This window comes from Haliovirga abyssi (assembly GCF_030295325.1).
In the GTDB taxonomy this organism is placed as follows: domain Bacteria; phylum Fusobacteriota; class Fusobacteriia; order Fusobacteriales; family Haliovirgaceae; genus Haliovirga; species Haliovirga abyssi.
In genome coordinates this window covers 2,109,290-2,125,967 of the sequence record NZ_AP027059.1, presented here as the reverse complement: position 1 = coordinate 2,125,967, position 16,678 = coordinate 2,109,290, and the positions used below count along the sequence as shown (strand labels likewise).

Below are 16,678 nucleotides of genomic sequence, written 5' to 3'. Positions count from 1 at the left end.
TAACATTCCCGTTTTGTTTTAAAATACGCAATGTTTTAAGCGTTTTTATAACAAAATATGAGAACATTATTTTTTAAACGTTCTTTATGAGGAATTTTAAAGTGATTATAAAAGAGTGATTATAGTAAAAATTTGTAATAAATTTAAATTAAAAAAAATTAATAAAAATATTAGTTGAAAAATAGCCCATGAATTGCTATAATATGGTACAAAAATAATAGAATAGGAGGCAAAAAAGTGATAAGAAAACTTAGAAAAACATTAAAACCAGTAATTTGGGTACTTACTATCGCATTTGTTATATCAGTATTTTTTATTGGAGCAGCAGGAACAATAGGTAGCGTGAACAAAAGATTTGCCGTAAAAGTTGGAAAGAAAAAAATTGAGGTTACAAAAGTAGAAAGGCTTTTCGAAAATAGTATAAATAGTTATAGACAGTATTATAAAGATAAGGTCGATCCTGAAATTGTAAAAGTTATGACTTTTAATGGGATTATAGAACAAGAAATTTTAATTGAATCTGCAAAAAAATTAAAAGTAAAGTTGTCAGGAAAAGAATTTAGAGCAGCTTATAACAAAGCTACTTCTGGGATTACAAGTCAAAAACAATTAAGAACAATATTAAAATATCAAGGGTTGACTATTGCTGATTTGAAAAAAGATATAAAAGATGAAACATTAGCAAATAAAGTAAAAAAAGCTGTAAAAGCTGAATATAAACTTCCAGAAACTAAAGTGAAAGAATATTATGAAAATAATAAATTTGGGAGATATAAAGGTAAAAAATATGCAGATGAAAAAAAGGGAATAGAAAAAGAGTTAAAGGACACACTATCTCAAAAATATTATAGTAAATGGTTAGCTGATAAATTAGAAGCCACAAATATAGAAATAATGGAAGCATATTATAATAAATATTTGAATAAAGATGTTATTAAAGCAGGAAATTATACTATTGATAATATGTATTTTTTAACTACAGTATTTTCAAAAAGATTATTTGGAGCAAAAGATGAAGCAGATGCATATAAAAAAGCATTAGAAGCTTTAAAAGAAAATGTAGCTTTAGCTCAAGAGGCAATAAAATCAGGTGAAGAAACTAATGAAAATTATGTTGTAAGTGATCAAATAGCTGATTTGGGAGAAAAATTAAAAAAAAGTATTAGAAAAAATTATAAATATAGTGATAAGGATTTAAAAGAATATTTTAATAAAAATCATTCTAAATATGATCAAAAAGAAACAGCAAAAGCAAATATTATATTATTAAAATTAAAACCAAGTGATGCAGATAAAGCAGCAGCAAAGGCAAAAGCAGAAAAAATATTAAAAGAAGCTTTAGCAGGAAAAACAAAATTTTCAGAGTTAGCTAAGAAATATTCTGAAGGACCAAGTGGACCTAATGGTGGGGAACTTGGATGGTTCACGCAAAAACAAATGGTTAAAGAATTTGCAGATGCTGCATTTAAGGGAGAAAAAGGAAAAGTTTATCCTGAAGTAGTAAAAACACAATTTGGGTATCATATAATAAAAGTAGAAGATATTAATACAAAAGATAAAAAAGTAAAAGCAAGTCATATTTTAATAAAAGAAGATGTAGGAGCTAAAACAAAAGAAGAATTAACTAAAAAAGCAAATGGTATATTAAAAGATATACAATCAGGAAAAATAAAAATAGATGAAGCTATGAAAAAATACTCAGAAGCTTCTACTAAAAAAGAGATAGATTCAATAGAAAAAGGTGGATATATAGCTGGTGTAGGATACGATAAAAAATTAACTGAAGAACTATTTAAAATGAAAAAAGGAGATTTTAAAGTAATATCTACAGATAAAGGGGATTATATATTAAATCTTACAGGTTATACTCCATTTAAAGCAGCTACTTTAGAGGAGAAAAAAGATGAAGTTATTTATAATTTTTTAAATGAAAAAGTTGCTGATAAAATATCTAAATTAAAAAAAGAATTAGGACCAAAAGTAAAAGTTGAAATTTTGGATGAAGATTTAAAAAGTAAATTAAAATAAAATAAATAAAAAGAAGCTATTTTAAATAATATTTAAGATAGCTTCTTTTTTTATTAATAAAAGTGATAATATAGATAAAAGCAGCAAAAGTTTTATCTATGTGTAAATATATGTATCGTAAGAAATAGAGCGAAAAACAGTGTATAAAGAAATAATCTCTTGTATAGTGTCAAAACTAGGTGTAAGCTGTATTGATAAAGATTAAGATATATAGTATAATCATTTTGCGATAAAGGGAGCATAGCTCAGCTGGGAGAGCACCTGCCTTACAAGCAGGGGGTCACAGGTTCGAGCCCTGTTGTTCCCACCATTTATACCTTGGGGTCGTAGCTCAGTTTGGTTAGAGCGCTGGCCTGTCACGCCAGAGGTCGCGAGTTCGACCCTCGTCGGCCCCGCCATTGATACACAAGGCCTTTTGGCTTTTTTTTTTTAGATTATGCCCAGATAGCTCAGTCGGTAGAGCAGGGGACTGAAAATCCCCGTGTCCGTGGTTCGATTCCGCGTCTGGGCACCACTTTTATGGCGACGTGGCCAAGTGGTAAGGCAGGAGTCTGCAAAACTCTTATTCAGCGGTTCAAATCCGCTCGTCGCCTCCATAAATTAAAATTTAAATTATAAACAGGAAATTTTCCTGTTTTTTTTATTTTTTGTTAGAAAAATAATTTCAGCACAAAGAAAGAAGAACGCAAAGTTACACAAAGAAAAAATTTTTTAAAACCATGAGATAAACATAGATTAATACTGATGAATAAAAATATAGTTTTAGAAAATTACATTTTTGAGTTATAATCGTAAATATGTTATGTAAGGTACATAACAAAATAAATATATTAAAATTAATTGAAAAAATTTGTAGATACTATTATATTTTTCAATTAAGAAAATAGAAAATATGTCGATAAATTAGGAGTAAAGATAAAGGATATTTAATGAATGGTATTCTAGAATTTTATAATAAGAAATGGTTTAAAGAACTTTTAAAAAATAAATATGGAAGTTATTTTTAAGCTGTTCATAAACAAGGATATTTTGGATATGGATTTTATATTTTTAGGGGGAGATTATTATGTGGAAAAAAGGAGTGTTGTTATTTTTATTAGTTTTTAGTTTTGGAGGATGTTTTTCTAGCGATAGTAGTAATAAATTAAATACTGTTACAACAAATACAGATCAGAGTCAAATAACAACAAAAGATGTGATTAGTTCTGGTGGAAAAGACAGTAATCTTATAATTAGAATATTAAGTAAGCCACCTATATCAGGGGCATCTACATCTGTAGTATTTCAATTTTTAGCTTCACAGGATGGATATAGTTCAGATGATTTTTTATATCATTATGACTTGCAGGGAGAAGGAAATAGCGTAGCGGAAAATATATTGGAATCTGATGAGTATGTGTCAAATAAAAAGTTATATTATTCAAGTTTAAAAGAGGGGGTAAAGTATACTTTTTCTGTAAGTGCATATAATAAAAAAACGGGTAAAATATCAAACTCTAGTGCTATTTATCAATTTACAACTACAAATACAACTCAAAACATTGATGTTAAATTAAATTATGTGAAAACAGATAAATCAAGTTATAATATTGGAGATTCGATAAAAGTTATATATAATTTAACAAATTCAAGCGATAAAGAGTATTCTTTATTAACGAAACCTGTATTTAATACAACACCTGGATATGTAACAACAAATGATAAAAACGAAAGTTTTACAATTACAAATACAGATATGCCAGATAAAATAGCAGCGAACTCTACAATAACTTTTACAGAAACTTATACAATATTACCTGGAACAATAGAAGGAAATTTTTATACAAAATTAATGTATGCAAATACAAAAGTAGAATTTTTAGGAGAAAATGGAGCTTCAACAGGAGTTCAAAGTCCAGCTTTTACAGTAGTGGACTCTAGCAAAGCAAAAGTTAAGTTGAAAAGTGTAGATGCAGTTTATGAAACAGTTGCACCAGGACAATCAAACATATTAATTAGATATACTGTACAAAACTATACTAGTGTAGAGGTATCAATAAAATCTTTAGTTGGTAAATTTTATAAACCAGATGGGACAGATGTGTCGTCAGAGTGGCAAGCCACAGGGGATTCAGATAGATTAACTACAATACCAGCAGGGGGATTAGGAACTATATCAAAAAGGTATAATTTAGCTTCAACAGCAACAACAGGAGACGTATTTTGTGACGCAACTGTAAATGCGATATTGAGTAATAGTTTTGGGCTGAAAATAAGCGACAGTGGAGCAGAAGTTTTGGATACAGTGAAAGTATTAGCTAAAGGGACTGGAAGTTTAAATTTATGGATTGCTTCTCCTGAGGGAGCAAAAGATGGAGTAGTTGAGACAGAACAAGAATTTACAGTATATGGAATTGTAAATTATAATGGAGAATTAACATTTTCTACTCAAGGAGAAATAGAATTAGATTTGTCTGATTTAGATGGAATAACATTATTATCTGGGGTTTCAAAAACAACATTAACAATGAACAAGCAAATGACATGGACATTGAAAGCTAGTAAAATTCCAATAGTTGGGAATATAAAATTAAAAATAACTAAAAAGCCTGTGGATAGCAAAACAAAACAAGAGATAAGTTTTGTTAGTACGGAAAAAGTGATTCCATTAACTGTACAGGAAAAATCAAAATTAAACTTAGAAGTTGGTATAGAAACAGATAATTATGGTGGAAATGATGGATTATTAAGAACAGGAAAAGAATTTTCTATGTATGCAATAGCAAATAATGCAAATAGTAATGTAGTTTCTGGGAATGTAAAAGTAGCAATAGATATATCAAGTGTTGCAGATTTGAAATTAGCTGCGGGAGAGACAATTGAAAAAGTTGTTCCTGTTGGACAAAAAGCTATTTGGAAATTAAATGCACCTACAGTTCCAAGAATAGGAAGTGTGAAATTTAAAGTAGTAGAAACACCTATAAATCAAAATACAAATGAAGCTACAATTTGTGATTTAGAAAAAAATTATACTGTGGATATAAAATTGCCAGGAGCTTTGGCTCTTAAAAATGTTTATTGTGATTGGGAGAATGTAAAACCTGGAAGAGATGGAATACCTATAAAATTTGATTTAGAAAACAGTGGGAATGAAGATGTGAAAATAACAAGTATAAAAGCAGTATTTACACAAAACGGAGTAGATGTATCAGATAGATGGACTTTAACAGATACGACAATAAGAGATAATACAATTTTGTTAAAAGGAAGTGTATTGACTTTAACTGGATATTATAAATTAAGAGAAAATATTGGTGATGGAACAGATTTGTTAGGAGATATAATAATTTCAGGAGAAGCAACAGGATATGATGATATATCAAAAGAAGTTTTGACGGATAATCTCCCTAGATATGGAGATGTCATAACGGTAGATGATACTGTGCCACCAGTAGCAGTGATCTCAGCTTCTAAAACTACAGTGGAAATTGGAGAAGATATAGTATTTGATGGAACTGGTTCAACTGATAATGATAAAATAAGATATTATTCATGGGATTTTGATAGTGCTAATGGAGTAGATGAATCTGTACCTGGCGGAATAATACATCATTCATATGATAAACCAGGAATTTATAAAGTTACATTACAGGTCAATGATATGAGTAACAATGGGCCTGCAACTGCAACGATACTGATTACAGTACAAGATACAATAGCTCCAGTGGCTATAGCAGGAGTAAGAGATGGAATAACCACTATAAGTGTAGGCGGTAGGATTGCTTTTGATGGAAGTGGTTCAAGTGATAATTATATGATAAAATCATATTCATGGAATTTTGGAGATGGAACGGCTCCAAATGGTTCTGCAAGTCCTGAACATACATATTCAACTGCAGGAAGTTATACTGCTACATTAACAGTTACAGATGTAAATGGTAATATTGGAACAGCAACAATAGGTATAACAGTTAAATAATTTAAAACTTGAGAGTATTTGCTCTCAAGTTTTTTTTTTAAAATTCGATTATAATAGAAGGGAAATATATAAATAGAAGAGGTGTGATAAATGAGTAAAATGGGAAAAAAAATAATTTTAGTTATAATATTATCAATTACTTTAGGAGGATGTTTTGGCGGATTTCCAGAAGTGAAAAAAGTGGGAATAATAGAGGGATATGTTAAAGATATATTAACCAATCAAACTTTAGGACAAGTAACAATAAGAGTTCAAGATGTAACGTTTGTAACTGACAATGATGGATATTTCCCGCTAGTAAGAGATAGCGAGACTCAACCTTATATTATACCAAAAGCCTCTGGAGATGGATATAGTATGAAGAAAGATGGGTATTATGGAGAAACTGGAGTATCTGTATTTAGTTATGGACAGAAAAATTTAATAGGATATTTAACACCAAAGGCCTCTGATAAAATTTATTCTATAAATGGAGTAGCTAGAGATAATACAGGGAAAATTTTAGAAGGGGTAACTGTAATTGTAAATGGAGTTTTTTCTGGAGAAAGTTTTAAGAAAGTTACAGATTCAAATGGAGTCTTTGTATTTGATAAAATTCCAGGTGGAAATATCAATATATATGCTTTTAAAGATGGCTATACAGCATATTCTACTGGAAGGATAAATCTTTCAAGTAATAAAGAAGTGAGTGTTGAAATAAGAGAAGATACAACAATAAAATATGGAACGATTAAAGGTGGAATAAGTGGATTTAATAAAGAATTGTGTGGACATTCTTTAGTTGTATGGGGCCAAGAGGGGAGTAAGGAGTATCAATTTACAGTAGCAGATACTAATGGGAAATATACTTTATATGGGATTCCAGAAGGTAAAAGTCAAATAAGTGTAAAGTCTCCTGGAATGTATCAACCTTCTCCTGGTTCAGAGAATATAGTCGCTGTGACAGCAGGAGCAATAACACTGCATGATGTACAGATGCAATATATAAAAGGGGAATAGGAGATTGATGAAGTGAAAAAGAAATTTTGATATAATTTATTTATGGGGCGAACTAAAATGTTCGTCTTTTGTATTAAAAAATGAAATTTTGATTATTCTAAATTTATGTGTTAAAATTAAAAGTATAAAATTAAAATAAAAGGGGAGTGAAAAATTTATGTTAGAAATTAAAAAATATGATGTAATAGTAGTGGGGGCAGGTCCTGCAGGATTATCTGTTGCCTCAGAATTATCTAAAGAGCTTAAAGTATTGGTGGTTGATGGGAAATCTTCTATTTCAAAAACTACAAAGTCTTGGTTTGTACCAAAAGAAGTTTGTGATATTGGAGAAGCAGGTGATATTTTAGAATATACTTATCCTGGAGTAAAAAGATTTTTGGCGGATACTTTTACAGGAGTTAAAGATAAAGCATGGGAAAGTGAATTAGAGGGTGGATATCTTTATATAAAAGAACATGAGGTACTGGAATACTGGGGTGAAATAATTACAAAAAACAGTTCTGAGATATTGTTGGAATGTAATTATTTAGATCATCAAGTAGAAAAAGAAAAAGAGTATCCAGTAACTATACATACAACTAAAGGAAATTTTGAATCTAAATTATTAGTAGATGCTTCTGGATATGATTCGTTAATAAGAGAAAAATATCATTTGAAAGATGAAAAACTTTATTGGTGGTCTGTATATGGAGCAATAATGAAACATAAAGATGGAATTCCTCAAGATATGAAAGTTGGAGATTATATGTTTTGGCAGACATTTAAAAACACTAATCCAGATGTTAGTACATCACTTAATGAAGGCAGGCCAGTGTTTGAATATGAAGTTTTAGATGAAAATAGTTCATTTCCGTTAATACTTTTTTTGAAAGATAGTCAGGTTTCATTTGACATAATGAAAGATACTTTTAATGAAGTAATGAAAGAAAAAAAAGTTATGTCAAAATATAATGATTGCGAAATTCAAGAAATAAAATATGGATGGTATCCATCAGGTGGAGTATCACAATATATAGCAGAAGACAATGTAACATTTGTAGGAGATGCTGCATGTTGGACAACACCTTGTGGGTGGGGATTTGCATTTATTGTAAAAAATTATAAAAGATATGCTAGAAATTTGATAACTGCTTTTGAAAAAAATGAATTTGATAAAGATACGTTAGACTCTTTAATTGGATTAAAAACAGATGAAAAATTCCAAATACTTTTTAATAAGGTAGCTACGAGAATTTTATCAATTGGAGATACAGAATTATTGGATAAAATAATTCTTCTTTTTAATAAAATTGGATTTATATATTGCGAAAAAACATTTACGCTTACAATAACAACAGAAGATATTATTTCAATAATTGTAGAATTAATTAAAAATTTAGAATTTGATATTTTGAAAAAGATATTTACTGTTGAAGATATTAAATGGTTAAAAGAAGAATTGAGCGATAAATTGGAAGGGACTGTCTCAAGAATAATAGATTCAATTGAAAAAATAATGTAAAGGGGTTATTAAATATGGATATGTCTTTAATTCATAGGCAAATAAAATGGAGATTAGGGATAAAATCTCCTATTGTAGCAAATATAAAAATTATAAATGTATGTAATTTGAACTGTAAAATGTGTAATCCTTCTATAAGAAGTGAAAAAAATAGAGTTTTATCAACACAAGAATGGAAAAGTAAGTTATTGGAATTAAAGAAAAGTGGAATAAAAATTGTAGTTTTTGAAGGAGGAGAACCTACATTAAGAAAAGATATTAAAGAGATTATTAATTATAGTAAATTGTTAAAATTGTATACGATTACTATTACTAATGGAGTGAATGATTTTTCACATATTAATTCAGATACAGTTTGGATAAGTGTTGATGGCACTAAAGAGTTTCATGAAAAAGTAAGAGGAGAAAATATTTATAATATTATAAAAAAGAATATATTAGCTAACAGAGATAAAAATATAGTTATTTTATCAATGATAAACTCTTTTAATCAGTATAATATAAAAGAATTTGTGGAAGAATTTAAAGAGTTTCCAATATATTTTAATTGGTTATATGGATATAAAAGTACAGACGTTTCTTCTATGAGCAAAGAAGAAAAGATAGAAAGTGCAGAATTTATTATGAAATTAAAAAAAGAGGGATATAATATTTTTAATTCATATAAAACATTAAAAAGTGTAGGAAAGAAAAAAAAGTGTGATTATTGGCTGCTAACAACAGTTAATAGTGCAGGAGAGCAGGATAATACCTGTATGGTAAGTAGTTTTGATGATAGTTGTGATTGTAACCAATGTGATTTGTCTTGTTATCTTGAGCTTAATAATATATATAATTTGGATTATCAAACAAGAAAAAATTGGGAAAAAATGTTAGGGATAGATATGACATTTAAAATAGAAGATTTGATTTTTTCTAAAAAAGAGTAAAGAATTGAAAATATCTAGCTTTTGTGTAGGGGCAATTCATGAATTGCCCTTACAAGAATAATTTATGCTAACAGACCTCATTCCTTGTTGTCGTTTTCTCCTAACTTAGGAGGAAACTATAGTGTGGATATTGGGTTTGTTGTTTTGCTCCCTTCTCCTAAGAGAGGAGAAGGGGCAATGTCATCAAGCTAAGAACTGGGCTTGCCAACGGCAAGCCCCTACAGTATTAATTTATTTTATAATGTAGGGGTTTTGCCGTTGGCAAACCCGATATAAAATTATAAATTGTCATTAACTTGACGACATTGGGAGAAGGGGTGGAGATGAGGTCTGAAAAGTATTTAAAATTACATTAGAAATTATTGTATAGAAACAAAATTTGGCACTGAATAGCCCTTTGTTTTAGAGAGGAGATATTATGGAGATGTTAGATAATAGATATGAAATAAAAGAGAAAATCTGGGAACTTAAAAATATTAAAATATATAGAGTATGGGATAATGTGGAGAATAAAAGAATTTTGATAAAATTGTTGGAAAAATCAGATAACAAAAAAGAAGAGATGAAACTTAAAGATGAGTACAATTTATTAAAAAAATCATCTGAAGAAGTAGATGATATAATAAAACCAATTGATTATGTAACAAAAGAAAATATAGATTATTTCACTATGGAAAATTTCGAAGGAGTATTATTAAAAGATGTAGATAAAAAAATATTTTTAAATATAGATAAATTTTTAAAAGTTGCAATAAAAATATTATCTATTTCTAAAAATATAAGTAATATAAGTAATATAAATAATATTAATAAGTTAATTACTCCATATTCAATAATGTATAATTTGGTAACCAATGAGATGAAAATTTTGAATTTTGAATTTAATTTTAAAGTTGATTTTAAGGTTTATAATGCTTTAGAGGAAATTGATTTTCCACTTATGGTTTTGCCATATATATCTCCTGAACAAACGGGAAGATTAGCAAGAAGTGTTGATTATAGGAGTGATTTTTATTCATTTGGTATTATATTTTATGAAATGTTAGCAGGAAAAATGCCAATAATTTCAAATGTTCCATCAGAAATAATATATTTTCATTTAGCGAAAAAGCCATTAAAATTAAATGATATCTCTATTGGAATACCTGAAATAATTTCAGATATAATTTTAAAATTATTAAATAAAAATCCAGAAGATAGATATCAAAGTTATGAAGGAATATTATTTGATTTAGAAAAATGTATTTCTGATATTGCAGAAAATGGATTTATAAACAGATTTGAAATAGGGAAAAATGATATTACAGATAAATTTTTAATATCTAATAAATATTATGGAAGAGAAAAAGAGATAGAGGCTATTAAAGATAGCTATAATAAAATTTCAAAAGGGAATTTTGAAGTTTTGTTCATAGGAGGACATCCAGGAATAGGAAAAACTTCTTTAGTAAATGAAGCTAATTTGTCATCTATGGAGAATAATGGGGTTTTGATATCAGGTAAATTTGAAAAATTAAGAAAAGACATTCCATATAAAGCTTTTATAGAGGCTTTTAGAGAATTGATTTTAAAAAAAATCAACTCTGATGAAAAAGAATATTGGAAGGAAAAACTATTAAATAGTTTAGGGAATGGGGCAAGAGCGATAATAGATATAATTCCAGAACTAAAATTGTTAATAGGAGATTTGCCAGAAATGAAAGAACTGTCTCCTACAGAATCTCGAAATAGATTAAAATCTACTTTTGTTAAATTTATAAAAATATGGGCTATTCAATCTAATCCGCTTATTATTTTTATTGATGATTTACAATGGGCAGATTTAGAGTCGCTAAGTTTAATAAAATTTTTAATTAATGATAAATCAGTAAAATATTTATGTTTTATTGGAACTTATAGAAATAATGAAGTGTCTCCAACTCACTCTTTGAGTTTGTTAATGGAGGAATTAAAGAAAGAAAATAGGAATTTTAAAGAATTATATTTAACGGCGTTATCAGAAAAAAACATTAAGAAATTTATTAGAGATTCTTTTAAAAATTTTGAAAAAGAAAAAGATATAAGTGATTTAGAAAAAATATGTTATGAAAAAACTTTAGGGAATCCTTTTAATTTAAAACATTTATTAGAGTTTCTATATAATTCTAATTTATTAAAATTTAATTTGAAAAATGGAAATTGGAAGTTTGATTTAGAAAAAATATCAAATTTAAAAGAGAATTTAAGTGAAATTTTAAAAAGTAAAATATATATACTGTCAGAAAATACAAAAGAGATATTAAAATATGGTGTTTGCATTGGAAATGAATTTGATATAAATATTGTATCTAAAATAATGAAAAAACCACTAAAAGAGATAAGAGAAGATTTATGGGGAGCAATAAAAGCTGAGATTATAGTTCCAGTATCAAATTTTTATGAATCTTTAAGTTATGAAAAAGATGGATATGTAAATTTTAAATTTGTACATGATGAAATATTTCGAGCGGTATATGATATAATTTCAAAAAAAGAGTTACAATTATTACATAGAAGAATTGGAGAAATGATGCAAGAAAATTCTTCTGAAGAGTATAAGAATAAAAATATTTTTAATATTACAGAACATTTTAATATAGCAAAAGAATCTTTTAATGAAAGAGAATATAGTGAAAAAAGAGTTTGGTTAGCAGAAATGAATTTTAAAAGTGGAATAATTGCTAAAAGATCTGCTGCCTATTTCAGTGCATATAATTATTTTAAAAAAGGGGTAAATTATTTAGAAAAAGAAGATTGGGAAAACAGTTATGAATTAACATTGGGATTGTATATAAATTCTTGTGAAACAGCGTATTTAAATAAATATTTTAATATTATGGATATTTATTTTGATACTATTTTAAAAAATGGAAATATATTATTGGATAAAGTGAAAGCATATGAAATAGTGATACAATCTTATGTGGCAAGAAGCAGGCCACAGAAAGCTGTTGATTTAGCATTGGATGTATTAAAACTTTTAAAAATAAGGATTTCGAAAAATCCAAATAGATTAACTGTATTAAAAAATATTGGTGATGTACAATTAAAGATGATGAAAAAAGATATAAAAGAGTTAAGAGAGCTTCCAAATATGGAAAATGAAAAGATTATTGCTGTAATGAGAATATTAACAAGTATTGCAGCAGCAGCCTTTATTGTAAATACAGATTTATATTTATTATTAGTTATAAAAATGGTTAAACTATCGATAAAGTATGGAAATATCTCTTATTCTGCATTTGCGTATGTTAATTATGGACTTATTTTAACAGGAGCATTATATATGATAAATGGAGGATATGAGTTTGGTAAATTGGCACTATATTTAATAGAAAAATTTGATGCAAAAGAATTAGAAGCTAAAGTTTTGATGGTTTATAATACAACAATAAGATATTATAAAGAACCTTTGAAAAATACATTTCCTTCATTAATTAGAGGATATAAAGTTGGAATAGAAACAGGCGATTTTGAATATGGAACTTATAATGGAGCGGTTTATGGGTATAACTCTTTTTTTCAAGGGAAAAGTTTGGAGGAATATTATAAATCAACTAATAATTTTAGTGAGGCTTTTAAAAGCTATGGTCAAAATACTCAATATAATTATAATCAATTGTTTGCTCAAATGGCATATAATTTGTCAGAAGATGTGGAGAATATTTTTGAATTTAATGGTCCTAATTATAATGAAAAAGAGGTATTACCTCAAAATATTAAATCAAATGATAAACATATTATATTTAATTATCATTTGATGAAAATGATATTAGGGTATATTTTTGAGAATGAAAAAATTATAGATGAAAATAGCCATAAAGCTAAAAAATATTTGTCATCTGCATTAGGATTTATTCCATATCCAGAGTATTTTTTTTATGATTCATTAATATTTTTTAGAGAATATGATAAATTGTCTATCAAAAATAAAATTGTTGGATTTGGAAAAATATTTGCTAATCAAATTAGACAAAAAATATGGAGTAAAAATGCTCCAATGAATTTTGAACATAAATTTTTAATTGTGGAAGCCGAAAAAAATAGAGTTCTGAAAAAATATAATAAAGCAATGAGATTTTATGATTTGGCAATAGAAAAAGCTAAACAAAATGGATTTAAAAATGAAGAGGCAATATCTAATGAATTAGCTGGAAGATTTTATTTAGAACAAAACAATGAAAAAATATCTAAATTATATTTAAAAGAAGCTTTGGAATGCTATGAAGAATGGGGAGCTATTTCAAAAGTAGAAAATATGTTGGAAAAATATTCTGGAATTTTAGAGATGAAAAAATATAAGCAAGAAAATATGATGAAAAACACAGATATATTTAGTATTTTAGAAGCTGCAAATATTTTATCAAAAGAGATTGAGTTAGAAAATCTTCTTAGTCAATTAATGAATGTAGTTATAAAAAATGCAGGTGCTCAAAGTGGCTTATTATTACTAAGAGAAGATAAGAAATTTTATATTGAAGCTGAATTTGAAAGTGATGGAGAAGAAAAAGAAAAAGTTGAAAATATTTTAGCTCATATAGAGTTAGAAAAGTACCCGAATGAACAGTTGAAATTGATAGTTGAAAAAGTTATAACTACAGGAGAAAATTTTATCTTTGGAGATAACTCTTTTGAAAATATATTTGAAAATGAAAATATGAATTTGAATAGTTCGATACTTTGTATGCCACTTTTTAATAGCAAAAAAAAGATTATCTCTATTTTGTATTTAGAAAATAATTTAGTTAAAGGTGCATTTACTAAAGATAGAATTAGCATATTAAAAATGTTGTCTTCTGAAATGGTAATTTCAATTGAAAATGCAGTTCTTTATAAAGAATTAAAACAAATAAACGAATCGTTGGAAGAAAAAGTAAAAAAAAGAACAGCTGAATTGGAAATTGCAAAAGAAAAAGCAGAGGTAGCAGCAGTTGTAAAATCAGAATTTTTAGCAAATATGAGTCATGAAATAAGAACGCCGATGAATGGAATATTAGGATTAACATATTTAATGAAACAAACTAATTTAAATGAAAAACAATATGATTATTTAGGAAAAATTAATAGTTCTGCAAATCATCTGTTATCGCTAATAAATGATATACTTGACTTTTCCAAAATAGAAGCTGGAAAAATGAGTATGGAAAATATTGAATTTGAATTAGATGATATTTTGAAGAATATTTCTACAATAGTACTTCAAAATGCAAGGAAAAAAGGGATAGATTTATTGTTTGATATAGATACTAATATACCACAATATTTAATAGGCGATCCAACAAGGTTACAACAAGTTTTAATAAATTTAACAGGAAATGCTATTAAATTTACTGAAAAAGGGTATGTAATGATAAAAGGGAAGCTTTTGAATAGGGTAAATGGAGAATTAAATATTCAATTTAGCATAATAGATACAGGGATTGGAATGAAAAAAGAACAACAAAATAAGCTTTTTAATACATTTACTCAAGCGAATTCTTCAATTTCACGTAAATATGGTGGGACAGGATTGGGGCTAGCTATAAGTAAAAAAATTGTCAAAATGTATGGTGGAGAAATTAATGTAGAAAGTGAATATGAAAAAGGAAGTAAATTTATTTTTAATGTTTTATTAAAAGAACAAAAATTAGGAGAAAAATTAAAAATAGATTTTGTAGATATTGAGGATATGAGAATTTTAGTTGTAGATGATAGCAAAATATCTGTTGAAATTGCCAAAAATTATTTAGAAAGTTATGGTGGAATTGTGGAAGTAGCTTCATCTGGAGAAGAGGCAATAAATCTAATAAAAGAAAAAAAAGATAATCCATTTGAACTTATAATTATGGATTGGAAAATGCCAAAGATGGATGGGTTAGAAACAATAAAAAGATTAAAAGAAGAAAAAGATATAGAAAAGCTACCATCTATAATAGTAATATCTTCGTATGATGTGGATGAAATAAAAGAAAAAGGGAAAGAACATGGAATAGATGGATATTTAGAAAAACCTATATACAGTTCTGAAATTTTAAATGTGATAAAAAAAGTTTTGAAAAAAGATAAAAACTCACATTTAAATTACAAAATCAAGAGAAAAGAAGATGAATATGAAGATTTAGCAGGAAACAGAATATTATTGGTAGAAGACAATGAAATAAATCAGGAGATAGCTGAAGCAATATTAAATCAAATAAATATTAAAGTTAAAATAGCAAATAATGGAAAAGAAGCAATAGAAATCTTAGAAGAAGATAATGATTTTGATATGATATTAATGGATGTACAAATGCCAGTTATGAATGGATTTGAAGCAACAGAAAATTTAAGAAAGAATGAAAGGTATGATAAGATTCCGATAATTGCAATGACTGCAAATGCAATGCCTGGTTATGAAGATGTATGTAAAAAAGCAGGAATGGATGGTTATATATCAAAACCTATTTCTCCTAAATATTTATTTATAACATTAAATAAATGGTTGGAAAAGAAGGGGGTGGCAGAAATGAGTGATACAAAATTGGATAAGAGTAAAAATAAATATTATGGAATAGAGATTACAGAAGATATGAGAACTACATTAGGAGATGCGTTATTAGAACGGTTTATAATAAAATTTTGTGAAAATTACAATGGAATAGATAAACAAATAGAAAAGTTAATAGAAGATGGTGATTTGAAAGAAGCAAAAGGGTTAGTTCATAAAATAAAAGGAACTGCTGGAACTATAGGTGCTAAAAAATTAGATAAAATAATTAGAGCATTGGAAAATTCTATTTTTGAAGGTGATAATGAGAAGATGATTAAATTATCAGATGAATTTAGCAAAGAGTTGAATCTGATAATGAAAAATTTATATTTAGTGGAGGAAACAGAGGAAGGTTTAATTGTGCAAGATAATTGAATTTTATTTTTATAATAATATCTGGAGCATTAGAAAGGCAGGTGTGAACCTGTCTTTTTGTTATGATAAGACAGTTCATCTAATTAGATGAACTAGTTCTAAAGTAACTAAGATGGAGCTATAGATATAAAAAAAAAGCATATATAAAAAAAATCTTGCATAAAAAATAGGAAAAGTGGTATACTAAGAAAGTAAAAAATGAGAATAAAATTTATATTCAAAAAATTTAATTTTTAAAATTATCTAATCGTATATTTGAGTTAGAAAATTATATTTTGGGTTCTGATTCTCTTATATATCTTTTAATTATTAGGAAAATGTAAATTTATTTGTAATAGAAAAAGTATATAACAATAATAAAC

6 protein-coding genes and 4 tRNA genes are annotated in these 16,678 nt (G+C 27.1%); all 10 read left to right on the top strand.

Annotated elements, in window-relative coordinates; translation table 11 throughout:
- Nucleotides 1–237 precede the first annotated feature (237 nt).
- The 10 genes from RDY08_RS09335 to RDY08_RS09290 all read left to right on the top strand — a co-directional run bounded on the left by RDY08_RS09335 (nt 238) and on the right by RDY08_RS09290 (nt 16,316).
- Nucleotides 238–2,028, top strand: coding sequence for a peptidylprolyl isomerase (locus RDY08_RS09335; RefSeq protein WP_307904132.1), 1,791 nt, complete (start codon nt 238–240; stop codon nt 2,026–2,028).
- A 234-nt stretch (nt 2,029–2,262) separates the two neighbouring features.
- Nucleotides 2,263–2,338, top strand: a tRNA-Val gene (locus RDY08_RS09330).
- Between the two features lie 10 nt (nt 2,339–2,348).
- Nucleotides 2,349–2,426, top strand: a tRNA-Asp gene (locus RDY08_RS09325).
- 40 nt (nt 2,427–2,466) lie between these two features.
- Nucleotides 2,467–2,542 (top strand) — tRNA-Phe (locus RDY08_RS09320).
- A 7-nt stretch (nt 2,543–2,549) separates the two neighbouring features.
- Nucleotides 2,550–2,624 (top strand) — tRNA-Cys (locus RDY08_RS09315).
- 470 nt (nt 2,625–3,094) lie between these two features.
- Nucleotides 3,095–5,986 carry a PKD domain-containing protein gene (locus RDY08_RS09310; RefSeq protein WP_307904131.1) on the top strand — a complete coding sequence of 964 codons (2,892 nt, stop codon included), beginning with the start codon at nt 3,095–3,097 and terminating at the stop codon, nt 5,984–5,986.
- Nucleotides 5,987–6,076: 90 nt separating this feature from the next.
- A complete protein-coding gene (locus RDY08_RS09305; protein WP_307904130.1) occupies nt 6,077–6,985 on the top strand; it encodes a carboxypeptidase-like regulatory domain-containing protein in 909 nt (302 codons plus the stop codon).
- Between the two features lie 157 nt (nt 6,986–7,142).
- The gene (locus RDY08_RS09300) at nt 7,143–8,486 is read left to right on the top strand and encodes a lycopene cyclase family protein (protein ID WP_307904129.1); all 1,344 of its coding nucleotides are present in this window, start codon (nt 7,143–7,145) and stop codon (nt 8,484–8,486) included.
- Between the two features lie 14 nt (nt 8,487–8,500).
- Complete coding sequence (locus RDY08_RS09295) at nt 8,501–9,415, top strand: radical SAM protein (RefSeq protein WP_307904127.1); 915 nt, start codon at nt 8,501–8,503, stop codon at nt 9,413–9,415.
- A gap of 418 nt (nt 9,416–9,833) precedes the next feature.
- On the top strand, nt 9,834–16,316 hold the full coding sequence (locus RDY08_RS09290; protein ID WP_307904125.1) for an ATP-binding hybrid sensor histidine kinase/response regulator: 6,483 nt from the start codon (nt 9,834–9,836) through the stop codon (nt 16,314–16,316).
- Nucleotides 16,317–16,678: the final 362 nt, after the last annotated feature.